This is a genomic window from Lysobacter oculi (genome assembly GCF_003293695.1).
Taxonomy (GTDB): Bacteria; Pseudomonadota; Gammaproteobacteria; order Xanthomonadales; family Xanthomonadaceae; genus Solilutibacter; species Solilutibacter oculi.
In genome coordinates this window covers 2369712-2394979 of the sequence record NZ_CP029556.1, presented here as the reverse complement: position 1 = coordinate 2394979, position 25268 = coordinate 2369712, and the positions used below count along the sequence as shown (strand labels likewise).

Here is a 25268-nt window from a genome sequence, read left to right as displayed (position 1 = left end):
GCGGCGGCTCAGCCCCTCTTCACCGGCCGCTGCCAGCCTTCGAGCGTCTGCTGGCGGCCACGGGCCACGGTCAGCGCGTCGTCCGGCGCATCCTTGGTGATGACGGAACCAGCGCCGATCGTCGCGCCCGCACCGATCCGCACCGGCGCGACCAGGGCGCTGTTGGAGCCGATGAAGGCGCCATCGGCGATGGTCGTCTTCGCCTTGTTCACGCCGTCGTAGTTGCAGGTGATGGTGCCGGCGCCGATGTTCACGCCCGCGCCGACCTCGGCATCGCCGATGTAGCTCAGGTGGTTGGCCTTGCTGCCCACGCCCAGCACCGATTTCTTGATCTCGACGAAGTTGCCGACGTGCACGCCATCGGCCAGCACCGCGCCCGGGCGCAGCCGCGCGAACGGCCCGACCGTCACCGCACCTTCGGTGCGTGCGCCTTCCAGGTCGCAATGCGCCCGGACTTCGGTGCCGGGGCCGAGCACCACATCCTTCAGCCGGCAGAACGGACCGATCTTCACGCCCTCGCCCAGCACCACCTCGCCTTCGAAGACCACATCGACATCCACCTCGACATTGCCTTCGGCCCGCACCGTGCCACGCACGTCGATGCGCGCGGTGTCGGCGAAACGGATGCCCTGCGCGCACAGCGCCTTCACCTCGCGACGCTGGAACGCACGCTCCAGCTGCGACAGCTGCCACGGATCGTTGGCGCCCTCGGTTTCCATCGCATCGGCCACATGCACCATTTCGGCGGCGCTGTATTCTCCGGCCGCACGTGCGAACACATCGGTCAGGTAGTACTCGCCCTGCGCGTTCGAATTCGACAGGTTGGCCAGCCAGCCCTTCAGCGCATTGCCATCGGCGGCCAGGATGCCGGTGTTGATGGTGTGGATGCGCTTCTGCTCGGCATCCGCATCCTTTTCCTCGACAATCGCGCCGACATTGCCCTCGGCATCACGGACGATGCGGCCGTAGCCGGTCGGGTTGTCGAGTTCGGCCACCAGCACCGCCAGGCGGCCGCCCTTCGCCAGCAATGCACGCAGAGTCTCCGGCGTGATCAGCGGCACGTCGCCGTAGAGCACCAGCACGCGCGCGCCATCGGGGATCTGGTCGATGACCTGCTGCACCGCGTGGCCGGTGCCGAGCCGTTCGCGCTGCTCGGCCCACTGGATATCGGGCGCCGCCGCGAAGGCCTCGCGCACCTGGTCGCCGCCGTGGCCGTAGACGATGTGGATGCCGGCCGGCGCAAGCGCGCGGGCCGCATCGACCACATGCGCCAGCATCGGCCGCCCGGCGATCTTCTGCAGCACCTTCGGCGTGCGGGACTTCATGCGTTTGCCTTCGCCGGCGGCGAGGATCACGACGTGCAGCGGGGCTTCGGCCATGCGGGTGACATCCGGTGGTTTGCGGCGATTTTACGGGAGCGGTTGCTACCATGCGGCAGCCCACGGACACCCACCCCCGGAACATCGATGAGCCTGCGCAGACACCTCGGGGGATACACGGCCATCGGCCTGCTGCAGTGGGTGGTCGAATACGGCCTGATGCTGGCGCTGAGCGAATGGGTGATGCCGGTCGCGCCGGCCAACGTCATCGGCCGGATCTTCGGCGCGGCGCTCGGTTTCTGGCTCAACGGCAAATGGACCTTCGCCGGCGACGACACCCACGTGGGCCGTCGCGCGTTCGTGCGCTTCGTGCTGATGTGGCTGGCGCTGACCGTGCTCAACACCTGGATCGTCCACGCCATCGACGCCCACTTCGGCCTGCGCATGGCCCAGCTGCTCAAGCCCTTGGCCGACATCACCTCCGGCCTGCTCGGCTTCGTGCTGTCACGGCACTGGGTCTACAACAAGCCCGCCGCCGGGGCATGAAAAAAGCCGGCACGGGGCCGGCTTTCTCCATCACGACGATGATCCGTCGCGTCAGTGCTTCAGGTTCTTGCGCAGGCGTTCCAGCGCGGCCAGCTGGGCGCTGATCTCGGCCAGGCGCTTCTGCGCCTCGGCGACTTCGATCGCCTCGCCACGACCGGCCAGGATGCGCTCGGCCTCTTCCTTGGCGGTGCGCACGGCGGCCTCGTCGATGTCCTGCGCGCGCACGGCGGTATCCGCCAGCACGGTCACGACATCAGGTTGCACTTCCAGCATGCCGCCGGAAATGGCGAAGTCGAGGTGCTCGCCTTCCGGCGTGGTCACCACCACCTTGCCCGGCTTCAGGCGGGTGATCAGCGGCGCGTGCTTGGGCGCGATGCCGAGCTCGCCGATCTCGCCGGTGGCCACGACCAGGGTGGCCTCGCCCGAGTAGATCTGCGCTTCGGCGCTCACGATTTCGCAGCGGATGGTGTTGGCCATCGTATTCTCCGTCAGGTCGCGGCGATCAGGCCGCGAGCTTCTTGGCCTTCTCGATGGCCTCGTCGATGCCGCCGACCATGTAGAACGCCTGCTCCGGGATGTCGTCGCATTCGCCGTCGACGATCATCTTGAAGCCGCGGATGGTGTCCTTCAGCGGCACGTACTTGCCCGGCGAACCGGTGAACACTTCGGCCACGTGGAACGGCTGCGAGAAGAAGCGCTCGATCTTGCGCGCGCGCGACACCGACAGCTTGTCCTCTTCGGACAGTTCGTCCATGCCGAGGATCGCGATGATGTCCTTCAGTTCCTTGTACTTCTGCAGCGTGCCCTGGACGCGGCGCGCGGTGTCGTAGTGCTCGTGGCCGATGACGTTCGGGTCCATCTGGCGCGAGGTCGAGTCCAGCGGATCCACGGCCGGGTAGATGCCCAGCGAGGCGATCTGGCGCGACAGCGTCACGGTGGAGTCCAAGTGCGCGAAAGTGGTGGCCGGCGACGGGTCGGTCAGGTCGTCCGCGGGCACGTACACGGCCTGGATCGAGGTGATCGAACCGGTCTTGGTCGAGGTGATGCGCTCCTGCAGCACGCCCATTTCCTCGGCCAGCGTCGGCTGGTAACCCACGGCCGACGGCATGCGGCCCAGCAGCGCCGACACTTCGGTACCGGCCAGCGTGTAGCGGTAGATGTTGTCGACGAAGAACAGCACGTCACGGCCCTTGCCGCTCTCGTCCTTCTCGTCGCGGAAGTACTCGGCCATGGTCAGGCCGGTCAGCGCGACGCGCAGGCGGTTGCCCGGCGGCTCGTTCATCTGGCCGTACACCATCGCCACCTTCGACTCCGGCAGGTTGTCGAGCTTGACGACGCCTGCTTCCTGCATCTCGTGATAGAAGTCGTTGCCCTCGCGGGTACGCTCGCCCACGCCGGCGAACACCGACAGACCCGAGTGCTGGGTCGCGATGTTGTTGATCAGCTCCAGCATGTTCACGGTCTTGCCCACGCCGGCGCCGCCGAACAGACCGACCTTTCCGCCCTTGGCGAACGGGCACATCAGGTCGATCACCTTGATGCCGGTCTCGAGCAGGTCGTTGGTCGCCGCCTGGTCCTCGTACGAAGGCGCCGGGCGGTGGATTTCCCAATGGTCCTTGGCGGCGATCGGGCCGACCTCGTCGATCGGGTTGCCCAGCACGTCCATGATGCGGCCGAGGGTGGCTTCACCCACCGGCACCGCGATCGCGCGGTTGGTGTTCTCGGCGACCAGGCCACGCTTCAGGCCATCGGTCGAGCCCAGCGCGATCGCGCGCACCACGCCGTCGCCCAGCTGCTGCTGCACTTCCAGCGTGATCTCGGTGTTCTGCACCTTCAGCGCGTCGTACACCTTCGGCACGCTCTCGCGCGGGAATTCGACGTCGACGACGGCGCCGATGATCTGGACGATCTTGCCTTGGCTCATGGTGGTTTCCTCGGTCTCTAGTCTTTTCAGTGCGTCGCGTGGAGGTCGTCAGACCGCCGCCGCGCCGCCCACGATTTCAGAAATTTCTTGCGTGATCGCCGCCTGGCGGGCCTTGTTGTAGACCAGGTTCAGGGTGCCGATCAGCTTGGTCGCGTTGTCGCTCGCCGCCTTCATCGCCACCATGCGGGCAGCGTGTTCGGAAGCGACGTTCTCCATCACCGCCTGGTACACCAGCGACTCCACGTAGCGCGTCATCAGGTGGTCGAGCACCGTCTGCGCATCGGGTTCGTAGATGTAGTCCCAGCTGTGGCGGCCGACGTTGGCATCGGCCGGCGGCAGCGGCAGCAGCTGGTCGAACGCCGCGCGCTGGGTCATGGTGTTGACGAAGTCGTTGTAGCAGAGGATCACGCGGTCGACGTTGGCCGCATCGAACGCATCCAGCATCACCTTGATGACGCCGATCAGCTGTTCCACGTGCGGCTGGTCGCCGAGGTGGGTGACCGAGGCCAGCATGTTGACCTTGATGCGGCGGAAGAACACCGACGCCTTCTGGCCGATGGTGACGATGTCAACCTCGACGCCCTGCTCGTTCCAGCGGCGGATCTCGCCCAGCAGCTTGCGGAACAGGTTGTTGTTGAGGCCGCCGGCCAGACCGCGGTCGGAGGAGACCACGATGTAACCGACGCGCTTGACGTCGGTGCGCTCGACCATCCACGGATGCACGTAATCGGTGCCGTTGGCCTGCGCCACGTGGCCGATCAGCTGCTTCATCGCGCGCGCATACGGGCGCGAGGCCTTCATGCGTTCCTGCGCCTTGCGGATTTTCGATGCCGAGACCATTTCGAGTGCGCGCGTCACCTTGCGGGTGTTCTGCACCGACTTGATCTTGGATTTGATTTCGCGTCCGCCTGCCATGCTCGTCTCGTCTGCTGGGTGCCGATTCGCGCGGGCATCAAACCCGCGCGGATGTCGCCGCTGTTACCAGGTACCGGTCTTGCGGAAGTCCTCGATGCCCTGCTTGAACGCGGCCTCGAGGTCGTCGTTCCAGTCGCCGGTCTCGTCGATCTTCTTCATGGTGTCGGCCACGCTGTTGGCGAAGTGCGCCTGCAGGCCTTCCTCGAACGCGCCGATCTTGGTCACCGGCACGTCATCCATGTAGCCCTTGTCGGCGGCATAGATCGACAGCGCCTGCTGGGCGACCGACATCGGGGCGTACTGCTTCTGCTTCATCAGCTCGGTGACGCGCTGGCCGCGCTCGAGCTGCTTGCGGGTGGCGTCGTCCAGGTCGGAAGCGAACTGGGCGAAGGCCGCGAGTTCGCGGTACTGCGCCAGCGCGATGCGGATGCCGCCCGACAGCTTCTTCATGATCTTGGTCTGGGCCGCGCCACCCACGCGCGACACGGAGATACCGGCGTTCACGGCCGGGCGGATGCCGGCGTTGAACAGGTCGGTTTCCAGGAAGATCTGGCCATCGGTGATCGAGATCACGTTGGTCGGCACGAACGCCGAGACGTCGCCGGCCTGGGTTTCGATGATCGGCAGCGCGGTCAGCGAACCGGTCTTGCCCTTGACGGCGCCGTCGGTGAACTTCTCGACGTAGTCCTCGTTGACGCGCGCGGCGCGCTCGAGCAGGCGGCTGTGGAGATAGAACACGTCGCCCGGGAACGCTTCGCGGCCCGGCGGGCGCTTCAGCAGCAGCGAGATCTGGCGGTAAGCCACGGCCTGCTTGGACAGATCGTCGTAGATGATCAGCGCGTCTTCGCCGCGGTCACGGAAGTACTCGCCCATGGTGCAGCCGGAGTAGGCGGCGATGTAGTTCATCGCGGCCGATTCCGACGCGGAGGCCGCGACGACCGTGGTGTATTCCATCGCGCCGTTTTCCTCGAGCTTGCGCACGATGTTGGCGATGGTCGAGTTCTTCTGGCCGATGGCGACGTAGATGCACTTCACGCCGCTGTGCTTCTGGTTGATGATCGTGTCGATCGCGATCGCGGTCTTGCCGGTCTGGCGGTCGCCGATGATCAGCTCGCGCTGGCCACGGCCGATCGGGATCATGCTGTCGATCGACTTGTAGCCGGTCTGCAGCGGCTGCGACACCGACTTGCGCCACACCACGCCCGGGGCGATGGCTTCCACCGGCGCCGAGGTCTTGGCGGTGATCGGGCCGCGGCCGTCGATCGCCTCGCCGAGCGCGTTCACCACGCGGCCGAGCATTTCCGGGCCGGTCGGCACTTCCAGGATGCGGCCGGTGGTCTTGGCCACGTCGCCTTCGCGCAGGTGCTCGTAGTCACCCAGCACCACCGCGCCGACCGAGTCGCGCTCCAGGTTCAGCGCCAGGGCGAAGGTGTTGCCCGGCAGCTCGATCATTTCGCCCTGCATCGCGTCGGCCAGGCCGTAGATGCGCACGATGCCGTCGGACACGCTGGTCACGGTGCCTTCGTTGCGCGCTTCCGAGCCCAGCTTGACCTGCTCGATGCGGTTCTTGATCAGTTCGCTGATTTCGGACGGGTTGAGCGTGGTGGTTGCCATGTTGGTTTCCTCAGTGCGGGCCGCCGGTGCGGATCGCGGTTTCAACTGTTTTTCGACCGTGCCGTTGCCGGCGCGGCCATGCGGATTACTGCGTCAGTGCGGCCGACAGGCGCGCGAGCTTGCCCTTGACCGAGCCGTCGATGACCACTTCGCCGGCATCGATCACCGCGCCGCCGATCAGCGATTCGTCGATGCTCGACTCCACCTCGACCTCGCGGCCGAAGCGGCGCTTGAGCGCCGACACCAGCGTGTCGACTTCGGCCTGGGTCATCGGCGCGGCGGAGGTGATCTTCGCCCGCACGATCTTCTCGGCCTCGGCGCGGAACTGCTCGAACAGCCCGGCGATTTCCGGCAGCAGCTTCATGCGGCCGTTCTGCGCCAGCAGGCCGAGGAAGCCGCCCACGCCTTCGCTGGCACCGGTCGGCGACAGCAGGGCGACGGCGTCGGCGCGCGACAGGCGCGGATCGCCCAGCAGGGTGTCGACGCGCGGATCGGCGGCGACGCGCGCGGCGAAGGCCAGGGCCTCCGACCAGGCGGTCGTGGTGCCGGTCTCGCGCGCGGCCTGGTAGGCGGCGCGGGCGTAGGGGCGGGCGAGCGTCAGCGTCTGGCTCATGTCAGATCTCGGCAGCCAGTTCGTCCAGCAGCGCCTTGTGGGCGGCCGGGTCGATCTCGCGGCGGATCAGCTTCTCGGCGCCGGTCACGGCCAGCTGCGACACCTGCTTGCGCAGGTCCTCGCGGGCACGGTTGGCGCTGGCGGCGATGTCGGCTTCGACGATGGCCTTCTGGCGCACGCCTTCCTCGATCGCCTCGTGGCGCGCGGCCTCGACGATCTGGTTGGCACGCTGGTGGGCCTGCTCGATGATCTCGTTGGCCTTGCTGCGCGCGGCCTTGAGATCCTCGTTCGCACGGGCTTCCGCCTCGGCGAGCGCCTTCTGGCTGTTGTCCGCCGCGGCCAGGCCTTCGGCGATCTTCTTCTGGCGCTCTTCCAACGCCGCATTGAGCGGCGGCCAGATGAACTTCATCGTGAACCAGACGAGGATCGCGAAGGAGAGCATCTGACCGAAGAAAGTCATGTTGAGATTCATGACGGGTCCTCGACAGTTTTCGGGTCGTCGCGACGGACATCCGCCGCGGCGTGTGCCGGCGGCGCGGTCACCCGCGCGCGCCGACGGTCATCGCGATGATCAGGCGCCGGCAGCGGCGGTGACGGCGGTCAGCAGCGGGTTGGCCAGGCCGAAGTACAGGGCGATGGCGAGACCGATGATGAACGCGGCGTCGATCAGGCCGGCCAGCAGGAACATGCGGCCCTGCAGCACCGGGATCAGCTCCGGCTGGCGCGCGGCCGACTCGAGGAACTTGGAACCCATGATGGCGATGCCGAGGCAGGCGCCCAGGGCGCCCAGGCCGATGATGATGCCGATGGCGATGGCGGTCAGGCCCTGAACGTGCGAGATGAATTCCATGGTGGTTCTCCGAACGATTGTGTGAAAGGTGGAACGTTGAGGTGGAAAGGGTGAAGCGGGATCAATGGCTCTCGCGGGCGCCGGCGATATAGACGACCGTGAGGATCATGAAGATGAAGGCCTGCAGCAGGATGATCAGGATGTGGAAGATCCCCCAGGCGGCGTTGGCCAGCACGCCCGGCAGGAAGGTCACCCAGCCCGCCATCAGGCCGGCGATGAGCATGAAGACCAGCTCGCCGCCGTACATGTTGCCGAACAGTCGCATGGCCAGCGAAATCGGCTTGACCAGCCACTCGATGATGTTCATGCCCAGGTTGATCGGCGCCAGGATGATCTGCGCCACCAGCCCGTGGGCGTGGAACGGCGCGGTCAGCAGTTCCTTACCGAAGCCCTTGCCGCCCTTGGCCGCCAGCGCATGGCCGATCAGGACGAAGAACACGCCCGTCGAGATGCCCAGCGTGGTGTTGAGGTCGGCGGTCGGCACCACGCGCGCATAGGTGTGGTGCGCGGCTTCCTCGCCGGCGAAGGTCTGGACCAGCCAGCCGACCAGGTCGAGCGGCAGCAGGTCCATGGTGTTCATGAAGACCACCCACATGAAGATGGTCAGTGCCAGCGGGGTGATGCTGCGGCGGTCGCCGTGGTAGGTGTCCTTCACCTGGCCGTCGACGAACTCCACGATCATCTCGACGAAGGCCTGCCCCTTGGTCGGCACGCCGGACGTCGCCTTGCGCGCATACAGCGCGAACCACAGGACGAACAGCAGGCCCAGCCCGAGCGCGACGCCCCAGCTGTCCCAATTGAAATTGGCCGGGTTCATCGGCTGACCCGGGATCATCTGATTGTGGGTCAGATGGTGCTGGATGTATTCGGTGAGGCCGCCGCCGGATTTGCCGGGTTCAATCACGTCTACGCTTCCCTTGTGGAACTGCATTTGCGGCGATGTATGCCAACACCGTCGCCACCACGGCGGTGACCACCGGCAGCGGCGTCAGCCGGAATATCCCGACCACGGCCAGCAGCCCCAGCGCCACCACGCCCCACTTCAGCACCAGGCCCGCCAGCAGCCGGCCCATCGCGGCCGAAGCCCCGCCGATGCCGCCGCCTAGGGCCACCACCAGCGCCAGCCACCCGGACAGGACGATGACCGTCCCGCCCGCGAGTGCCGCCAGGGCAGCGCGCGTGCCACCCGCCGGAACCGCCAGCCAAGCCAGCGCGACCATCAAGGTCGCCGCCATCTGCCAGACCAACGCCCGCCGTGCACGGATTCGGCTCGATGAGACCGGATGGGACACGACGGGGGTTCCTGCGAGGGGTGCCAAGGCCGAAACCGGCCCCGTGAAGCCGCAAAAGTATAGCAGGCGTGAAAAATGCCGGGCAACTTTCCGGGCATTCAGCTTCAGGCGGGCCGCGGGGCATCCGCGACCTGCCCGGATCACCGCATCGGGCGGCTACTTGCCCTTCTTCGGCAGGTAGAGGTCGGTGATGGTGCCTTCATAGACTTCCGCCGCCATGCCGACCGATTCGCCCAGCGTTGGATGCGGGTGGATGGTGTGGCCGATGTCGGCCGCCTCGCAGCCCATCTCGATGGCCAACGCCACTTCGCTGATCAACTCGCCGGCATGCGGGCCGACGATGCCGCCGCCGATGACGCGATGGGTGGCTTCGTCGAACACCAGCTTGGTGAAGCCTTCGGTGCGGCCCAGCCCGATCGCGCGGCCCGACGCCGCCCACGGGAACTTGCCGACGCCGATCTTCAAGCCCTTCTCCTTCGCCTCGCTTTCGCTCACGCCCACCCAGGCGATTTCCGGATCGGTGTAGGCGACGCTCGGGATCACACGTGCGACCCACTCCTTCTTCTCGCCGGCCGCGACTTCCGCCGCGAGCTTGCCTTCGTGCGTGGCCTTGTGCGCCAGCATCGGCTGGCCAACCAGGTCACCGATGGCGAAGATGTGCGGCACGTTGGTGCGCATCTGCGCATCGACCGGGATCAGCCCGCGTTCGCCGACGGTGACGCCCGCCTTGCCGGCATCGAGCGTGCCACCGTTGGCGCTGCGGCCGACCGCGACCAGCACGCGGTCGAACATCTTCGCGTCGGGAATGCTCTCGCCTTCGAACACGCATTCGATGCCCTTCTTGCCGGCCTTCGCCTCCACCACCTTGGTCTTGAGGTGGACGGCCACGCCCTGCACCTTCAGGCGCGCGGCGAGCGGCTTGACCAGATCGGCATCGGCACCGGGAATGAGCTGCGGCGCGAGTTCCACCACCGTCACTTCGCTGCCGAGGCCGCGATAGACCGTGGCCATCTCCAGCCCGATGATGCCGCCGCCGACCACCAGCAGTTGCTTCGGCACGTCGGCCAGTTCGAGCGCGCCGGTGGAATCCATCACGCGCGGGTCGTCCCAGGGGAAACCCGGCAGCTTCACCGGCTGCGAGCCGGCGGCGATGATGCAGTTCACGAACGCGAGCCGCTGGGTCTTGCCGTCCTCGCCGGTGACCAGCAGTTCATTGGGCGATGCGAACGCGGCCGTGCCCTGCACGACCCGCACCTTGCGTTGCTTGGCCATGCCGGCCAGGCCCTTGGTCAGCTGGCCGACGACCTTGTCCTTGTAGCCACGCAGCTTGTCGATGTCGATCCTGGGCTTGGCGAAATCGACGCCGAAGTCCGAGGCATGCGCGGCGGCATCGATCACTTCCGCCGCATGCAGCAGCGCCTTCGACGGAATGCAGCCGACGTTGAGGCAGACACCGCCGAGCGACGGATAGCGCTCGACCAATACGGTATCCAGGCCGAGGTCGGCGGCGCGGAAGGCGGCGGTGTAGCCGCCGGGGCCGGCACCGATCACCACCATCCGGCATTCGATGTCGGCGGGTTGGCCGCTCGCGGGGGCGGGCTTGGCGGCGGCTGCGGCGGGCTTGGCAGGCTCGCTGACCGTCTTCGCATCGGACTTGCTGGCCGCTGCGGCTTCGGGGTTCGGCGCAGCCTCGGCCTTCGCCGTTGCGCTTGCCGCATCCGCAGCGCCCTCCGCTTCGATCACCGCCACCACATCGCCTTCGGACAATTTGTCGCCGAGCTTCACCTTCAATTCGCGGATCGTGCCCGCCACGCTCGACGGCACTTCCATCGTCGCCTTGTCGGACTCCAGCGTGACCAGGCCCTGGTCCTTGGCGACGGTGTCGCCCGGCTTCACCAGCACCTCGATCACCGGCACATCGCCGTGACCGCCGATATCGGGGACTTTCACTTCAATCGTTGCCATCGGTCCTGCTCCGTTGGGGTGGGTCGGCGTCCTGCGCCTCGATGTCCTTGCGGATTTCGCGCTCGGCATCCACCTGCGCGTCGTTGCGCGCCAGCCGCGCGCGTTCGGCTTCGTCGAGCCGGGTGTGGGTGGCGTGTTCGGCTTCCATCGACGGTGTCGATGCCGCCGCCGGGTCCTGACCACGCAATGCCAGCAGCGCGGCCTCGCCTTCAAGACCGAACAGGCCGCGGATGTGCAGATCACGCTGCGGCAGCGGCAGCTCGATGCCGTGCTGCTTGAACACGGTGTCGAGCTCCCACAGGTAGGCGGCGCGCACGGCCACGTTGCGGCGCGCGGCGGCTTCGGTCAGCCACACGGCGAGCATGAACTCCACCGAGTTCTCGCCGAAACCGACCAGCCACACCTGCGGCGCCTTCTCGCCTTCCATGCTCAGGGTGAAGGGCACCTGCGCCGCGGCTTCCAGCGCCGCCTTCTTCACCAGTTCCTTGTCCACGCCGTAGGCCACGCCGAACGGCACGCGGATGCGGCGGTTGACCGAGCGGTAGGTCCAGTTGGTGACGCGCCCGCTGACGAACTCGGAGTTCGGCACGAGGATGTCGATGTTGTCGTTGGTGGTGATGCGGGTGGCGCGGATGTTGATCGCCTTGACCACGCCGCGCACGTTGTCGTCGAGCTGGACGAAGTCGCCGACTTTCAGCGAACGGTCGAACAGCAGGATCAGCCCGGAGACGAAGTTGCTGAAGATCTGCTGCAGGCCGAAGCCGAGGCCCACGCCGAGTGCGCCGGCGAAGAACCCGAACTTGCTGAGCGGCAGGCCCAGCGAATCGAGCGCCAGCATCACGCCGACCGCCAGCAGCACGTAATGGAGGATGCGCGAGAGCGTGTACAACGCCGCCTGGTTGCGCGTGGCATCGCGCTCGCCGTAGCGGTTGATGGCGGCGCGCAGCAGGTTAGAGACCAGCAGCGCGCCGAGCAGGGCGAGCAGCGCACCGACCAGGCCGCCCACCGTCACCGAGAAGCCGCCGGCATCGACCAGGCGGGTGGACAGCAGCGGTTGCAGGTCGGCCAGCGCGCGGTCGCCGGCGTTGCCGGCCACGTCGCGGGCGCGCTCGGTGGCGCGCTCGATCTTTTCGCCGATCTGCGGCTGCCAGCTCATGCCCTGCTCAGAGCAGGACCCGGCGCATGTCGGCCAACAGCTGCGCCAGCGCCGCGGTGAAGCGGGCCGCCGCCGCGCCATCGATCACCCGGTGGTCGTAGGACAGCGACAGCGGCAGCATCATGCGCGGCTCGAAGGCGCTGCCGTTCCAGACCGGCTGCATCGACGACTTGGACACGCCGAGGATGGCGACTTCCGGCGCGTTGACGATCGGGGTGAAGGCGGTGCCGCCGATACCGCCCAGCGAGCTGATGCTGAAACAGCCGCCCTGCATGTCGGCCGGGCCGAGCTTGCCGTCGCGCGCCTTCTTCGCCAGTTCCGAAGTCTCCTGCGCGATCTGGATGACGCCCTTCTTGTCGCAGTCGCGCACCACCGGCACCACCAGCCCGTTGGGCGTGTCGGCGGCGAAGCCGATGTGGAAGTACTTCTTGAGGGTGAGGTTGTCGCCGCTCTCGTCGAGCGAGGCGTTGAACTCCGGGTACTGCCTGAGCAGCGAGACCACCGCCTTCATCAGGAAGGCGAGCATGGTCAGCTTGATGCCCGCCTTCTCGTTTTCCTTGTTGAGCTGGACGCGCAGGGCTTCCAGGTCGGTGATGTCGGCGCTGTCGAACTGGGTGACGTGCGGGATCATCGCCCAGTTGCGGGCGAGGTTGGCGCCGGAAATCTTCTTGATGCGCGGCAGCGGCTTGACCTCGATCTCGCCGAACTTGGCGAAGTCCACCTTCGGCCACGGCAGCAGGTTGAGCCCGCCGCCGCCGGCGACCACGCCGGCCGTCGCCGGGCGCACGCCGCCTTCCAGCGCCGACTTCACGAACTTCTGCACGTCCTCGCGGGTGATGCGGCCCTTGTCGGCGCTGCCGGCCACCTGCGCCAGGTCCACACCCAGCTCGCGGGCGAACAGGCGCACCGCCGGGCTGGCGTAGGGCACCTTGTCGGGCAGCACGGCATCGGCTTCGAAACGCACGGCCGGGCGGCCCGGTTCGACTTCGGCCAGGTCCGCGGACTCGCCACGGGCGGAACGGCGCGCGGTGAGTTCATCGACCGCCTCGCGCGCCTCGCTGGTGGCGATGGAGGCCTGGGTCAGCTTGTCGGGGGTGGCGGAGACCGCGACCGGCTCGACCTTGGCGCCGGTCTCGCTGGCCGGGGTTTCGGCCTTGGCGGCTTCGGGTTCGGCACGCGGCGGGGCGGCTTCGGCGGCGCCGCCGGCTTCGGCTTCGATCATCGCCACCACATCGCCTTCGGAGAGGGTGTCGCCGAGCTTCACCTTCAATTCCCGGATGACGCCGGCGAACGGGGCCGGCACTTCCATGGTGGCCTTGTCGGATTCCAGCGTGATCAGGCCCTGGTCCTTGCTGACCGTGTCGCCGGGCTTCACCAGCAGCTCGATCACCGGGACATCGCCATGACCGCCGATGTCGGGGACGCGTGCTTCCTTCAGTTCCGCCATGACCGCTCCAGGGGGTGTGTCGAACCCTATTGTGGCCGGATAAACCGGGCGCGAACAAATACACGGGGGCGAATGTTGGACGTCCCGGGGATTTCATCCGGCTGATATTTCACGGCGCGACGACGCCGCTGAACCCCACCCCGCCCGTGCCACCCCCGACCCAGCGGACGTTCATCCCCGCGCCGATAGGGTGCGAACCGCCCACTCCGCGGGCAACAGAAAACCGATAAAGGAGATCCCCCATGAAGTTTCGCTCCCTGAGCCTCGCCATTGCCGCCGCCCTGCTGGTCAGCCCCGCCGCCTTCGCGCAGGACGCCGACACCTCCAGCGGCGGCACGGTCACCACCACCGACGCCACCACCACGCCGTCGGACCACAAGCGCTTCTCGGTGGCCGGCACCTACAACATCGTCAAGCCCAAGGGCGACGCCTTCAGCGACGACCCCAAGCGCGGCCTGAAGGGCGGCAGCATGCCGGCCGTCTCCGCCGCCTGGCATGTGACCGACAACATCGCGGTCGAAGCCTGGGGCGCGGTCGACAAGTCCGAGCACAAGATCGTCGGCCCGGGCGTCGGCGGCCAAGTCAAGGCGCAGCCCTACGGCGTCAGCGGCCAGTACCACTTCGGCCAGAGCGGCCAGGCGATCCGCCCGTACGTCGGCCTGGGCTATTACGAAGCCAACATCAGCGACGAGAAGGACGCCGCCGGCCAGCACATCGGCATGAGCACGCCGAAGGGCGCGATGGGCACGGTGGGCGCCGACTTCAACATCAACGAGCGCTGGTTCACCCGCGCCGAAGCCCGTTACCTGAAGGGCAAGTCGGACGTCACCCGCGGCGGCCAGAAGGTCGGCGAAGCCCAGCTCGACCCGTGGGTGGTCGGCGTGGGCATGGGTGCGCGCTTCTGATCGCGCCGCATCCTCGCGCGTCGGGAACGGGCCTTCGGGCCCGTTCTCTTTTGCGGATGTCGGATCTTTGGGGATGCCGGATCCGCAGCGAGGCGGCTCCGCTCAGCCGCGCGGCAGCCGCTTCAACCGGCCACGCAATCCCCAGCACCAGGCGAAGTAATGCCCGAGCAACAGGCCGCCCAACGAGAACAGGCTGTCCGGACGCAGGAACCACGCCTCCTCGCGCTGCAGTGGATGCAGCTGGAAGCCGTGTTCGGCCAGCTGCCAGAACCCGAGCACGATGCGCCCGGCCACCAGCAAGGTCAGGCCCAGCACAAGGACGGCGTTCGGCGTGACATGGAACTGGCCGGCTTCCACATCACGCTTGCTGATCAGCAGGTTGATGATGCCCAGCGCGATGCCGGCGGCGAACCCGAGCCCGGCCATGGTCAAGGCCTGCGGCAGCCAGCGCGTCGCCATCCACGCGCTCAAAAAGAACGCCGCCACCGACACCAGCACCAGCCACGCATTGGCCGAGGTCACCCAACCCACCACGCGGCGGCGCTTGCGCCCGAAGCGGTAGCGCTGGATCAGCGACAGCGGCAGCAGCAGCGCCCACAGCACCACCACGGCAAGGATCAGCAGCGGGAGGAGGAACAGCAGCGGCATCGACGGTTCGGGTCAGGGCGGCACGGCGACATCATGCCCCAGCGCCGGATCGCGCTCGCGCCACAGCAGGTAGAGGCCGCTGCCGACGATGATCGCCGCGCCCAGCCAGCTCATCGCATCCGGCAGCACGCCCCACAGCGCCAGATCGATGCCGAGCGACCACAGCAGCGCGGTGTATTCCAGTGGCGCGATGCGCGAAGCCTGGCCCAGCCGGAAGGCTTCGGTCAGCAGCACCTGGGCCAACGCGCCGAAGCCGCCGACCAGCACCACGATGCCGAGGTCCGAAGCCCGCAGCGGCACCCAGCCGGGCCACGCCAGCAGGCCCGCGCCGGCACCGAGCAGACCCAGCATCCACACCACCATCGCCTGGGTGCTGTCGGTGCGGGTCAGCATCCGCACGGTGATCGCACCGATGGCGTAGCAGACCGCCGCGCCGACCACCGCCAGCCCCGCCGCCGACAACACGCCACCGCCCGGCCGCAGGATCACCAGCACGCCGAGCAACCCCACCACCACGGCGGCGAGCCGGCGCGGGCCGACGTGTTCGCCCAGGAACGGCACCGCCAGCAGCGTGACCAGCAGGGGCGCGATGAAGGTGATGGCATAGGCCGTGGACAGCGGCAGCCGCGCGATGCCGTAGACGAAGCCGACCATCATCGCGATGCCCAATACCCCGCGCAGCACGTGCAGGCCGATGCGCACCGGTCTGAGCGAGGCCCAGCCGCCGGTCGCCAGCGCCCACGCCAGCACGAAGGGCAGCGAGGCGAACCCGCGCAGCGCACCGACCTGCAGCGGCGGGTAGTGCGCGGCCAGCAGCTTGAGCGAGGCATCCATGCCGGCGAAGGCCGCCACCGCGATCAGCATCAACCAGGTGGCGCGGGTGCTCGGGGCCATGGCGATGCAGGGCGTCGGGCGCCACAGGCTATCACCGGCATGGGCGCGGGCCGTGGGCTATCCTGCCTGCCCCTCGACATCCGCGTGATCGCCATGCCCTCCTTCGACATCGTGTCCGAAGTGGATACCCACGAACTCACCAATGCCGTTGACCAGGCCAACCGCGAGCTGGGCACCCGTTTCGATTTCAAGGGCGTGGATGCCGGCATCAGCCGCGAGGAATCGGTGCTGTCGCTGCACGCGCCGAGCGAGTTCCAGCTGCAGCAGCTGCGCGACATCCTGGATGCGCGGCTGATCGCGCGGAAGATCGAGCCGCGCTGCACGGAAGCCGGCGACATCGAGACCAACGTGGCCGGCGCCCGGCAGAAGATCACGGTCAAGCAGGGCATCGAGCGCGAGCTGGCGAAGAAGATCCAGAACGAGTTGAAGGCCGCCAAGTTGAAGGTGGAGAGCCAGATCAACGGCGACAAGCTGCGCGTCACCGGCAAGAAGCGCGACGACCTGCAGGCGGCCATCGCGCTGCTGCGTGGCAAGACCTTCGACCTGCCGCTGCAGTTCGACAATTTCAGGGATTGAGGCGACGCGACATCGCACGTGATGGCGAAGAGACGGGCAGCCTGGACTTCGGCCACAGCCGCATCGCACGTCCCCCGCGAAGGGACAGGCCATCGTGATCCCGGCCTTACGCGGCATGGATGCCGCGTATGAGCCTACATGGACGTACTTGCGGCGTGCCGGGATGGCGATGGCCTGTCCCTTCGCGTCATCGCAACTCCCACATAGCAGCATGAGACCGGCATGAACGACATCGACAAACCCGCCATCGAAGCCGACATCCGCCGTTGGCTGGAACGCGCCGTCATCGGCATGAACCTGTGCCCGTTCGCCAAGTCGGTCTACGTGCGCAACCAGGTGCGCATCGTCATCAGCGATGCCGACAACACCGACGACCTGCGCGAAGAACTGGGCGAGGAGATGCTGCATCTGCGCGACACCGCGCCCGAACTCACCGACACCACCCTGCTGGTGCTGCCTTCGGTACTCGGCGACTTCCTCGACTACAACGATTTCCTCGACGAGGCCGATGCGCTCATCGAAGCGCTGGAACTGGACGGCGTGCTGCAGGTCGCCAGCTTCCACCCGCACTACCAGTTCGCCGACACCGGCTACGACGAGCCCGGCAACAACACCAACCGTGCGCCGTGGCCGATCCTGCACCTGCTGCGCGAAGACAGCCTGGACCGCGCGGTGGCTGCTTATCCCGAACCGGACGCGATCATCGAGCGCAACATCGCGGCGATGGAAACGCTCGGCAACGACGGCTACCGCAAGCTGCTCGCCGACGACTGAACAGCGAAGCGCGACTCAGCCGAACAGCCGCGCGCGATCGGCGTCATCCAGCAGCCGCCACTCGCCTTCCGGCAGGCCATCCAGTTCCAGCCCGCCGACGCGCTCGCGATGCAGCGCCTCGACATGGTTGCCGACCGCCGCGAACATCCGCCGCACCTGGTGGTAGCGACCCTCGTGCAGGGTCAGGCGCGCACGACGTGGGCCCAGCACTTCGAATTCCGCCGGCAGCAGCGGCGTCTGCTCGCTCTCCAGCATCAGCGTGCCGCTGGCGAAGCGCGCGCCTTCATCACCGCGCAAATCGTTGGCGAGATCAGCGAGATACACCTTCGGCAATTTCGATTTGGGCGAGATGATGCGATGGAGCAACTGGCCGTCGTCGGTGAACAGCAGCAGGCCGGAGGTGTCGCGGTCGAGCCGGCCCACCGGCGAAACGACGGGATCACGCAGGCGGAAACGCTTCGGCAACAGGTCGTAGACGAGACGGCCCTGATCCTTCGCCGAACAGGTGACGCCGGCCGGCTTGTTGAGCATCAGCAGCAGTCCGGGCGCGGCATCCAGCGGCGCACCGTCGATGCGGATGTCGCCGTGGGCGCGGACATCATCGCCATACAACGGCTCGCCCGCCGCATCGGTGACGCGGCCTTCGCCGAGCAGGCCCAGCACTTCGCGGCGGCTGCCGTAGCCGAGGTTGGCGAGGTAGCGCAGCAGCTTGACCTTGCCGCTCATCGGCGCGGCTCGCGGGCTTCGATCACCTTGTAGCCGCCGGCGTTGGCGACCACGCGGACCTGCGCGAAGCGTTCGCCCAGCATCGCCTCGTACGGCAGGTGGGCGTTGGCGACCATCCAGAACGCGCCGGTCGACGCGAGCGCGTCCGCCGCGACTTCAAGGAAGCGCTGGCCGAGCGCATGGCGGGTGGACTTGCCGGTGTCGTGGAACGGCGGGTTGCTGACGATGACATCGCGCTTGGGACCCGCGGGCAGGCCTTCGGCGACATCATGCCAATGGCAACCGATGGCACATTTTTCGCCATGCGCGGCCAGGTTGCCGCGCGCCAGTTCGAGCGCGCGATGGTCGGCTTCGAACAGGTCGAGCGCGGTGATGCCGGGGTTCTTGGTCAGCAAGGCATCGGACAGGAAGCCCCAGCCGGCACCGAGATCGGCGGCGCGTCCGTGCAACTGGGCAGGCAGATGCTGCGCCAGCAGGGCGGAGCCGGCATCCACGCGGTTCCACGCGAACACGCCGGGGCGGCTGGTGAAACGGCCATCCAGGATGCGGCGCGGCGCATCGGCATCGCGCCATTGCGCGAGCAGCGATGCGTCGATGCGGACGTCGTCGTGCTTCGCCCAGAACACCCGGCAATGGAATTTGCTGAGCGCGCCGTCGAGCGCGCCGGCCAGTTTGCGGAAGTCGCCTTCCAGCGCCTTCGCGCCCTCGTCGTTGGGCACGCTGGCGATGACGGTGCCGCCCGGTGCGCAGGCATCGAACGCGGCGGCGATCAGCGCCCGCGCCTCCTCGCGCTGGCGGGGCGGCAGCAGCCACGCCTGCGGGAACGTGCCCGCCGGCGGCTCCGAGGCGACATCGAAACCCGCGCGTTGCACCGCATCGGCCCAGGGCTTGAACGGCTGCACGCAGGTCAACTTGCCGCGCAGGCCGAGCGCATGCAGGGCAGCCCCTTCGCGGGCGCGCAGGAACAACGCACCGGGTTCGGCCTTCAACAGGCGTTGGGCGAAGGGCAGCAGGAGCGCATCGAGCGCGGCATCGGTTTTCATGCCGCGATTTTACGGCTGCCCGGCGTGCAACCGGCTCAGCGCCCCGAGAGCAGCGGGTACGGGTTGATGGCGGTGTAGTCCCACCACTTCTTTTCCGGCGTGAGCGCGCCGATGGCGAAGTGCAGGTGCGGGCCTTCCGGGTTGGCGTTGCCGGTGCTGCCGACATAGGCGATGACTTCGCCCTGCTTCAGCGCCTTGCCTTCCACCACGCCCGGCGCGTAGCCCTGCAGGTGCGCGTAGTAATAGACGTAGCGGCCGCTCGGGTCGAACTGGTAGAGCGTGGTGCCGCCGGCCTTGCTTTCGAACAGCTTGGCGACGCTGCCATCGGCGACCGCCAGCACCGGCGTGCCGTGCGGGGCCATGATGTCGATGGCGTCATGGACGCGGTTTTCACCGCGTGCCTGGGTGAAGGTGTCGATGAGCTGGGTGGCGGCGATGCCCTGCACCGGGATCACCAGGCCCGAAGGCGCGGCGACCGGCGCGGGCAGCGGCGGCGCGGTGCCTATTGGCGGCTCGCTGCCGTGCGGATCCACCACGATCGTCGCCGGCGCGGCGTTCGATGGCGTGGGCGATGCAGGCGTGGCGTTCGGCGCCGGCAAGGTGGCGACGGGCGTGGATGCCGCAGCGGTGCTGCGGGCGGCATCGCGCTGCATCCAGTAATAGACGCCATTGGCACCGACCAGCAGGCCGACGAGGAAGAGCAGGAACTGCCGGAACAGGCCGGCCCCGCGACGCTCCACCACGCGGCGTTCGATCACGCGCGGTTCGGGCGCTTCGGGGACGGGCGGGCTGCGGTTCTCTTCACTCATGGCATCGCTCCATGCAGGGGGATCAGGGAATCAGCGTGACCGGCGTGCCGCGGCTCACCGCTTCCGACACCTGCAGCACCGACCAGTTGGTCATACGGATGCAGCCGTTGGACTGGGTCTTGCTGATGCTGCCGGGTTCGGGCGTGCCGTGGATGCCGTAATGCGGCTTCGACAGCCCCATCCACATCACTCCGACCGGGCTGTTCGGGCCCGGCGGCAAGGTGGCCAGCGGGCCGGGCTTGGCGCCCTTGAACAGCTTGGGGTTGTAGTTGTAGTGCGGGTTCTTGGCGACGCTGCGCAGCTCCCACTGGCCGATCGGCAACGGGTCGCGCTCGCTGCCGGTGGTCACCGGGAACTGCGCGTAGACCTTGCCTTCCGGGTTGATCAGCATGAGCAGCTTGGCGGCCTCGGAGACCACGATGCGGGTCGCCTGCGGCAGGCGCGGGATGTCGCGCACGTTGGGCACGATGATCTCGGTGCCGGCCACGCCCAGGTCCTTGCCCGGGTTGAGCTGTTCCAGCGCGGCGGGACGGATGTGGAAGCGTTCGCCCAGCGCCTCGCCGATGCTGCTGTAGGACAGCGCCGGCAACTTGGCCTTGCCGTACATCGTGCCGGGCATCGGGCGGAACGGGCCGGCCACGTCGGCGGCGGTCAGCGTGTACTTGACCAGCGCCGGACCGCGCTGCTCCAGCGCCTGCCAGGTGGCGTCATCCAGCCGGCCGGTGACCGGCAGGCCGGCAATGCGCTGGAAGCCGCCGATCGCGCGGGTGGTGTTGGTGCCGCCGCGGCCATCGACCTCGCCCGGCGAGATCCAGCTGCGGTCCATCAGGATCTGCGCGCGCAGCAGGCCGACGAAACCGGTGCGGTCATTGCGCAGGTCTGGCTTGACCGGACCGGTCGGCGGCGGCAACGGCTCGGCGGGCGCGGACGGTGGTTGTTCGGCGGCGGTCGGCAGCGGCTTCTCGTCCTGGACCGGCACCATCTCTTCGGTGGGCTTGGATGGCGGCGCGGGCGGCGCCTGCGTCGAAACCGGGTCCGGCGGCGTCTGCGGCGGGGTTTGCGCATCGACCGGCGGCTGTTCCTGCGAAGGCGGCGTCGGCGACTGAACCGGCTGCTGCGCGGGCATCGGCTCGGCCTGCACCGGCTGGGTGGGCGCGACCTGCGCATGCAGCGGCAGGGCGATGATCAGGGAAAAGGCGGTGGCGGCAAGGAATACGGGGGAACGGGGCACGGGGGATCCTCGATGAATGGCCATGCTGGCGGATGCTCCGCCGCATCGACATGAAATCATGCCAGAGCCCGCCTGTTTGGCCATCGCGACATGGCAGGCCTTATCCTTGTGGTTCAGTCCGCACACATCTGATCGACATGTCCGACACGCCCCCCGACCGCCTCTGCAACGATCCCCGCAGCAAGTTCTACGACGCCGCCCTGCTCGAACGCGGCATCGGCATCCGCTTCAACGGCGAGGAACGGCAGAACGTCGAGGAATACTGCGTCAGCGAAGGCTGGGTGCGGGTGGCCGCCGGCCGCGCGCTCGACCGCCGCGGCCAGCCGATGACGATGAAGGTCAAGGGCACGGTCGAACCCTACTTCCGCACCTGATCCCGCTTCCCACCCCCGACACGAGGACCACCCGATGCGCCACGCCCTGATGGTTTCCGCCGCGGTCGCCACCGCCCTGCTCCTCGCGCCCGCCGCGCAGGCCAAGGAAGTCCGCTGCACGCTGAAATACAACATGCAAGGCGGCGGCGCGTTCTACAAGCGCTCCACCGGCGACGGCGTGATCAGCTGCGACAACGGCAAGTCGATGAAGGTCAACATCGAGTCCAAGGGCGGCGGCCTGACCTTCGGCAGCTCCAAGATCGTCGACGGCATCGGCAAGTTCTCGCCGGTGCTCGACATCAACGACCTGATCGGCGGCTACGCCACGGCCGAAGCCAATGCCGGCGGCGGCGCGGCCAGCAAGGCGCAGGTGGTGACCAAGGGTTCCATCTCGCTGGCACTGGCCGGCAAGGGCACCGGCCGCACGCTCGGCGTGTCCTTCGGCAGCTTCATCATCACCAAGGCCGGCGAGTAAGACGGTCATGCGGGGCTTCGGCCCCGTATTTCATTGCGATGTGGCTTCGAGCGCGTCCTGCAGCGCGTCGAAGCACGCGCGTTCCTCGAAGCGCACATGCGCGGCCAGCCGTTCGCCGAAGCTGCGCAGCGAGGCGAGGCGCAGATCGTTGGCCGCCGCCCGCACGCACAACGCCGCCAGCGCGTGATGGTCGTCCAGCAATGTCATCGCCTTCTCTGCGGGCAGCACACCGGGCAGCCGCAGCAGGATCGCTTCCTCGTGGCGGAAGTGCGCCGCCATGTCGTCTTTCCAGTAGCGGGCGATGCGCGCGTTCATCGCCGCCAGCACCTCATCGCCGGCATCGTCGGCCAGCCGCCCGAGGTCACGCGCGAGGATCAGCGCGCCATGGTGTTCGCGCGCCAGTTCACGGATTTCCCCAAGTCGCGGCATCGGTCTAGTCCAGCAACGCGCGGGCGCGCGCCTGCAGGGCCAGCCAGCTGGCTTCGAGCGCTTCGGGCTTCGGGGTGACGCGCGCGATCAGCGCCAACGCGGCTTCCAACTCCTGCACGCGCCACGCCAGCTCGGCGTAGTCGGCGGCTTCGACCAGTTCGACGCGCTTGTCGGTGCACACGCCGATGCACGGACGCTCGGCCTGCAGCCGACCGCACCCGACGCACTTCCACGCTTCGATGGTCTCGACCATGCCCCGCATCGTCGGTCGCGCCCGCGCGCGCCGCATTGACGGCGGTCAAGCCTCGTCCTTGCCCCGCTTGCGCCGCGCACGCGGATGGGCGCCGTCATAGACCTTGGCGAGATGCTGGAAATCCAGATGCGTATAGATCTGGGTGGTGGCGATGTCGGCGTGGCCGAGCAGCTCCTGCACGCCGCGCAGGTCGCCGGAGGATTCCAGCACATGGGTGGCGAAGCTGTGCCTCAGCAGATGCGGATGCACGCGCTTGAAGATGCCCTGCCGCTGCGCGAGTTGCCGGAGCCGCAATTGCACCGCGCGCGGGCTGATCGGCTTGGCGCCACCGCGACCGGGAAACACCGGCGCCTCATCCTGGCCGGCGGATTCCGCGCGCCAGTCGGCCAGCGCGCGGCAGGCATGCGAGCCGACCGGCACCAGCCGTTCCTTGCCGCCCTTGCCGAGCACGTGGACCAGCCCTTCGCGCAGGTCGAGCGCGTGCCAGCGCAACGCGCACAGTTCCGACAGGCGCAGGCCGGAGGAATAGAAGAGTTCCAGGATGGCGCGGTCGCGCAGGCCGAGCGGCGCGTCGGTGGGCAGCTCGACCAGCTGCACCGCCTCATCGACATCCAATACCTGCGGCAGCTTGCGCGCGGATTTCGGTGCCCGGACCGTGGCGACGGGATTGGCGGCGATGCGCCCGTGTTTCAGCAGCCAGCCGTAGAAGCCGCGGCAGGCCGACAACCGGCGCTGCAGCGACTTGGGCGAAAGCCCGCGTCGATGCTCGGTGGCGATGAAGGCACGCAGCCGCTCGCTGTCGAGCGCTTCGACATCCCCGTGCGCTTCGGCGGCGCTCCACTGCACCAGCGCGTCGAGGTCGCGGCGGTAGGCGTCCAGCGTGTTCGCCGACATCCGCCGTTCCACCGCGAGGTGGTCGAGGAAGGCGGCGACGGCGCGGCTCATCGCATCATCAGCCGTCGCTGGCGGCCGGGCGGAAACGGGCCAGCGCGGTGGTGAAGGCTTCACCCATCATCCGCAGGAACAGCGTGCCCATGCCCGGGAAGAAGCGGTTGGCGTCGCGGCTGCCGATGGCGACCAGGCCCACGCCCGGCAGCGCCAGCAGCGCGCTCGACTGCACTTCCTCCACGCGCGGGCCGTAGAGCAGCGCGTTCTTGTCGGGGTTCAGGCGGCCACACAGCGGATCGGCATCGCCCAGCGCATCGCGGAACGGTTCCAGCGCGCGGTCGGTTTCCGGCAGCACGCGCAGCCAGTCGCTCCACTCCAGGTTGTCGATGGCGCGGAACATCACCACCCGCACCAGGTCGCCCTGGAATTCCTCGGTCAGCGCGGCGGCCATCGCGCGCACGGTGTCGGCGGCGGTGTTCTGCTGCATCAGCGCCAGCGTCAGCTGGTGGGTGCGCACGGCCAGCCGCTCGTTCTCCTGCGCGTTGCGGAACAGCTCATGCAGGCGGCGGTTCAACTCGCGGTTCTTGTCGCGCAGCACGTCCAGCTGGTAGCTGGCGAGCGAGGCGGCGGGACCGTCCTCGCGCGGCACGACGAGCGTCAGCGACAGGTCGGGGAACTGCTTCAGGAAGGCGGGATGCCGGCGCAGCCAGGCCGCGACTTCGTGGGCGCCCAGTTTTTCCTCGGTGTCGTTCATGCGAATGCGGTTCCAGTGGATGCGGCGTCGAGGACGCCGTCGAAGACGAAGGTGGCCGGGCCGGTCATGTCGATGCCGGCGGCATCGTCCGGCCACTCGATGAGCAGGTCGCCGCCCGGCAGCGAGACGGTGGCGCGGCGGTCGATGCGGCCGCGTTTCATGAGGATGGCCGCGGCGGCGCAGGCCCCGCTGCCGCAGGCGAGCGTCTCGCCGGCGCCGCGCTCGAACACGCGCAGGCGGATGTGGTCGCGCGATGTGACTTCAGTGAAACCGACGTTGACCGAATCCGGGAAGTGGCGGCTGGCCTGCAGCGCGGGCCCGATGCGCGCGGCCGGCGCCGCATCGACATCGTCCACTTCGATGAGCGCGTGCGGGTTACCCATGGAGGCGGCGCCGAAGGCGATGCGCTCGCCTTCGACATCGACCTCGTACGCATCCTGCGCGGCATCGAAACCGGCGAGCGGAATCTGCACGGGCGCGAAGCGCGGCACGCCCATGCCGACGCGCCAGCGCTCGGCGCCGACGCGTTGGACGACATGCAGGCCGGCCGGCGATTCAAGGACGAACGACGCGTCTTCGATCGTATCCTCGCGGGCCAGCCACGCGGCGACGCAACGCGCACCGTTGCCGCACTGTCCGGCGGCGCTGCCATCGCTGTTCCAGATGCCATAACGCGCGTGCGCCTCGCGGCCGTGCGGCGGCTCGATGGTCAGGATCTGGTCGCAGCCGACGCCGAAATGGCGGTCACCGAGCAGGCGGAAATGCGCGGCATCGGGCGGTGGCGTGCCATCGCGCAGGTCGAGCACGACGAAGTCGTTGCCCGCGCCGTGCATCTTGGTGAAGCGCAT

30 protein-coding genes are annotated in these 25268 nt (G+C 68.1%); 6 read left to right on the top strand and 24 right to left on the bottom strand.

Annotated elements, in window-relative coordinates:
• Nucleotides 1–8: 8 nt before the first annotated feature.
• Entirely contained in the window at nt 9–1379 is a 1371-nt protein-coding gene (glmU, locus tag DCD74_RS11530) for a bifunctional UDP-N-acetylglucosamine diphosphorylase/glucosamine-1-phosphate N-acetyltransferase GlmU (RefSeq protein ID WP_112927436.1), read from the bottom strand.
• A gap of 87 nt (nt 1380–1466) precedes the next feature.
• Here glmU and DCD74_RS11525 point away from each other — a divergent pair, with 87 nt between their 5' ends.
• Nucleotides 1467–1865 carry a GtrA family protein gene (locus DCD74_RS11525; RefSeq protein WP_112927435.1) on the top strand — a complete coding sequence of 133 codons (399 nt, stop codon included), beginning with the start codon at nt 1467–1469 and terminating at the stop codon, nt 1863–1865.
• 51 nt (nt 1866–1916) lie between these two features.
• Here the strand turns inward: DCD74_RS11525 and DCD74_RS11520 are convergent, their stop codons facing one another.
• The 12 genes from DCD74_RS11520 to DCD74_RS11465 all read right to left on the bottom strand — a co-directional run bounded on the left by DCD74_RS11520 (nt 1917) and on the right by DCD74_RS11465 (nt 13641).
• On the bottom strand, nt 1917–2342 hold the full coding sequence (locus tag DCD74_RS11520) for a F0F1 ATP synthase subunit epsilon (RefSeq protein ID WP_112927434.1): 426 nt from the start codon (nt 2340–2342) through the stop codon (nt 1917–1919).
• Nucleotides 2343–2367: 25 nt separating this feature from the next.
• The gene (gene atpD, locus DCD74_RS11515; RefSeq protein ID WP_112927433.1) at nt 2368–3789 is read right to left on the bottom strand and encodes a F0F1 ATP synthase subunit beta; all 1422 of its coding nucleotides are present in this window, start codon (nt 3787–3789) and stop codon (nt 2368–2370) included.
• Nucleotides 3790–3837: 48 nt separating this feature from the next.
• Nucleotides 3838–4704, bottom strand: coding sequence for a F0F1 ATP synthase subunit gamma (atpG, locus tag DCD74_RS11510; protein WP_112927432.1), 867 nt, complete (start codon nt 4702–4704; stop codon nt 3838–3840).
• A gap of 63 nt (nt 4705–4767) precedes the next feature.
• Nucleotides 4768–6318: a F0F1 ATP synthase subunit alpha gene (gene atpA, locus DCD74_RS11505; RefSeq protein ID WP_112927431.1), complete on the bottom strand. Its 1551-nt coding sequence runs from the start codon at nt 6316–6318 to the stop codon at nt 4768–4770.
• Nucleotides 6319–6403: 85 nt separating this feature from the next.
• Nucleotides 6404–6931, bottom strand: coding sequence for a F0F1 ATP synthase subunit delta (locus tag DCD74_RS11500; protein ID WP_112927430.1), 528 nt, complete (start codon nt 6929–6931; stop codon nt 6404–6406).
• Nucleotide 6932: 1 nt separating this feature from the next.
• Nucleotides 6933–7403 (bottom strand): F0F1 ATP synthase subunit B, encoded by a 471-nt coding sequence (locus tag DCD74_RS11495; protein WP_112927429.1) that lies wholly within the window; start codon nt 7401–7403, stop codon nt 6933–6935.
• 99 nt (nt 7404–7502) lie between these two features.
• Nucleotides 7503–7781 carry a F0F1 ATP synthase subunit C gene (gene atpE, locus DCD74_RS11490; protein ID WP_112927428.1) on the bottom strand — a complete coding sequence of 93 codons (279 nt, stop codon included), beginning with the start codon at nt 7779–7781 and terminating at the stop codon, nt 7503–7505.
• A gap of 61 nt (nt 7782–7842) precedes the next feature.
• Nucleotides 7843–8616, bottom strand: a complete 774-nt coding sequence (gene atpB, locus DCD74_RS11485) for a F0F1 ATP synthase subunit A (RefSeq protein WP_407072240.1) — start codon at nt 8614–8616, stop codon at nt 7843–7845.
• Between the two features lie 61 nt (nt 8617–8677).
• Nucleotides 8678–9073, bottom strand: a complete 396-nt coding sequence (locus DCD74_RS12745) for a hypothetical protein (protein WP_162616005.1) — start codon at nt 9071–9073, stop codon at nt 8678–8680.
• 156 nt (nt 9074–9229) lie between these two features.
• Nucleotides 9230–11038, bottom strand: a complete 1809-nt coding sequence (gene lpdA / locus DCD74_RS11475) for a dihydrolipoyl dehydrogenase (RefSeq protein ID WP_112927425.1) — start codon at nt 11036–11038, stop codon at nt 9230–9232.
• Complete coding sequence (locus tag DCD74_RS11470) at nt 11025–12194, bottom strand: mechanosensitive ion channel family protein (RefSeq protein WP_112927424.1); 1170 nt, start codon at nt 12192–12194, stop codon at nt 11025–11027. Before DCD74_RS11470 ends, lpdA begins: the two co-directional genes overlap by 14 nt.
• Nucleotides 12195–12201: 7 nt before the next feature.
• Nucleotides 12202–13641 (bottom strand): dihydrolipoyllysine-residue acetyltransferase, encoded by a 1440-nt coding sequence (locus DCD74_RS11465; RefSeq protein ID WP_112927423.1) that lies wholly within the window; start codon nt 13639–13641, stop codon nt 12202–12204.
• 242 nt (nt 13642–13883) lie between these two features.
• On the opposite strand from DCD74_RS11465, the gene DCD74_RS11460 reads away from it, so the two are divergent.
• Entirely contained in the window at nt 13884–14546 is a 663-nt protein-coding gene (locus tag DCD74_RS11460) for an OmpW/AlkL family protein (protein WP_112927422.1), read from the top strand.
• Between the two features lie 102 nt (nt 14547–14648).
• Here DCD74_RS11460 and DCD74_RS11455 read toward each other — a convergent pair whose 3' ends face one another.
• The gene (locus DCD74_RS11455) at nt 14649–15194 is read right to left on the bottom strand and encodes a DUF1453 domain-containing protein (protein ID WP_112927421.1); all 546 of its coding nucleotides are present in this window, start codon (nt 15192–15194) and stop codon (nt 14649–14651) included.
• 12 nt (nt 15195–15206) lie between these two features.
• Nucleotides 15207–16088 (bottom strand): DMT family transporter, encoded by an 882-nt coding sequence (locus DCD74_RS11450; protein ID WP_237049606.1) that lies wholly within the window; start codon nt 16086–16088, stop codon nt 15207–15209.
• Between the two features lie 93 nt (nt 16089–16181).
• Between DCD74_RS11450 and DCD74_RS11445 the strand changes: the two genes are divergently transcribed.
• Both DCD74_RS11445 and DCD74_RS11440 read left to right on the top strand, forming a co-directional pair.
• Nucleotides 16182–16664 (top strand): YajQ family cyclic di-GMP-binding protein, encoded by a 483-nt coding sequence (locus DCD74_RS11445; protein WP_112927826.1) that lies wholly within the window; start codon nt 16182–16184, stop codon nt 16662–16664.
• A 222-nt stretch (nt 16665–16886) separates the two neighbouring features.
• Nucleotides 16887–17438: a DUF1415 domain-containing protein gene (locus DCD74_RS11440; protein ID WP_112927420.1), complete on the top strand. Its 552-nt coding sequence runs from the start codon at nt 16887–16889 to the stop codon at nt 17436–17438.
• A gap of 15 nt (nt 17439–17453) precedes the next feature.
• On the opposite strand, the gene DCD74_RS11435 is transcribed toward DCD74_RS11440, so the two are convergent.
• From DCD74_RS11435 to DCD74_RS11420, 4 genes are read right to left on the bottom strand one after another with little or no spacing between them, the layout of a single operon-like run.
• Nucleotides 17454–18164, bottom strand: a complete 711-nt coding sequence (locus DCD74_RS11435) for a pseudouridine synthase (RefSeq protein ID WP_112927419.1) — start codon at nt 18162–18164, stop codon at nt 17454–17456.
• Nucleotides 18161–19207, bottom strand: coding sequence for a class I SAM-dependent methyltransferase (locus DCD74_RS11430; RefSeq protein ID WP_112927418.1), 1047 nt, complete (start codon nt 19205–19207; stop codon nt 18161–18163). Before DCD74_RS11430 ends, DCD74_RS11435 begins: the two co-directional genes overlap by 4 nt.
• A gap of 35 nt (nt 19208–19242) precedes the next feature.
• Complete coding sequence (locus DCD74_RS11425) at nt 19243–20016, bottom strand: M23 family metallopeptidase (protein ID WP_112927417.1); 774 nt, start codon at nt 20014–20016, stop codon at nt 19243–19245.
• Between the two features lie 22 nt (nt 20017–20038).
• Entirely contained in the window at nt 20039–20998 is a 960-nt protein-coding gene (locus DCD74_RS11420) for a L,D-transpeptidase family protein (protein ID WP_112927825.1), read from the bottom strand.
• A 386-nt stretch (nt 20999–21384) separates the two neighbouring features.
• On the opposite strand from DCD74_RS11420, the gene DCD74_RS11415 reads away from it, so the two are divergent.
• Nucleotides 21385–21621 carry a DUF3297 family protein gene (locus DCD74_RS11415; RefSeq protein WP_112927416.1) on the top strand — a complete coding sequence of 79 codons (237 nt, stop codon included), beginning with the start codon at nt 21385–21387 and terminating at the stop codon, nt 21619–21621.
• A gap of 34 nt (nt 21622–21655) precedes the next feature.
• Nucleotides 21656–22096 carry a hypothetical protein gene (locus DCD74_RS11410; RefSeq protein WP_237049604.1) on the top strand — a complete coding sequence of 147 codons (441 nt, stop codon included), beginning with the start codon at nt 21656–21658 and terminating at the stop codon, nt 22094–22096.
• Nucleotides 22097–22126: 30 nt separating this feature from the next.
• Here DCD74_RS11410 and DCD74_RS11405 read toward each other — a convergent pair whose 3' ends face one another.
• The 5 genes from DCD74_RS11405 to dapF are packed head-to-tail and all read right to left on the bottom strand — an operon-like array spanning nt 22127 to nt 25268.
• Nucleotides 22127–22525, bottom strand: coding sequence for a hemerythrin domain-containing protein (locus DCD74_RS11405; protein WP_112927415.1), 399 nt, complete (start codon nt 22523–22525; stop codon nt 22127–22129).
• A 4-nt stretch (nt 22526–22529) separates the two neighbouring features.
• Nucleotides 22530–22778: a hypothetical protein gene (locus DCD74_RS11400; protein WP_112927414.1), complete on the bottom strand. Its 249-nt coding sequence runs from the start codon at nt 22776–22778 to the stop codon at nt 22530–22532.
• A 45-nt stretch (nt 22779–22823) separates the two neighbouring features.
• Nucleotides 22824–23723 (bottom strand): tyrosine recombinase XerC, encoded by a 900-nt coding sequence (gene xerC, locus DCD74_RS11395; protein WP_112927413.1) that lies wholly within the window; start codon nt 23721–23723, stop codon nt 22824–22826.
• 7 nt (nt 23724–23730) lie between these two features.
• Nucleotides 23731–24420, bottom strand: a complete 690-nt coding sequence (locus DCD74_RS11390; protein WP_112927412.1) for a DUF484 family protein — start codon at nt 24418–24420, stop codon at nt 23731–23733.
• Nucleotides 24417–25268, bottom strand: a complete 852-nt coding sequence (gene dapF / locus DCD74_RS11385) for a diaminopimelate epimerase (RefSeq protein ID WP_237049603.1) — start codon at nt 25266–25268, stop codon at nt 24417–24419. Before dapF ends, DCD74_RS11390 begins: the two co-directional genes overlap by 4 nt.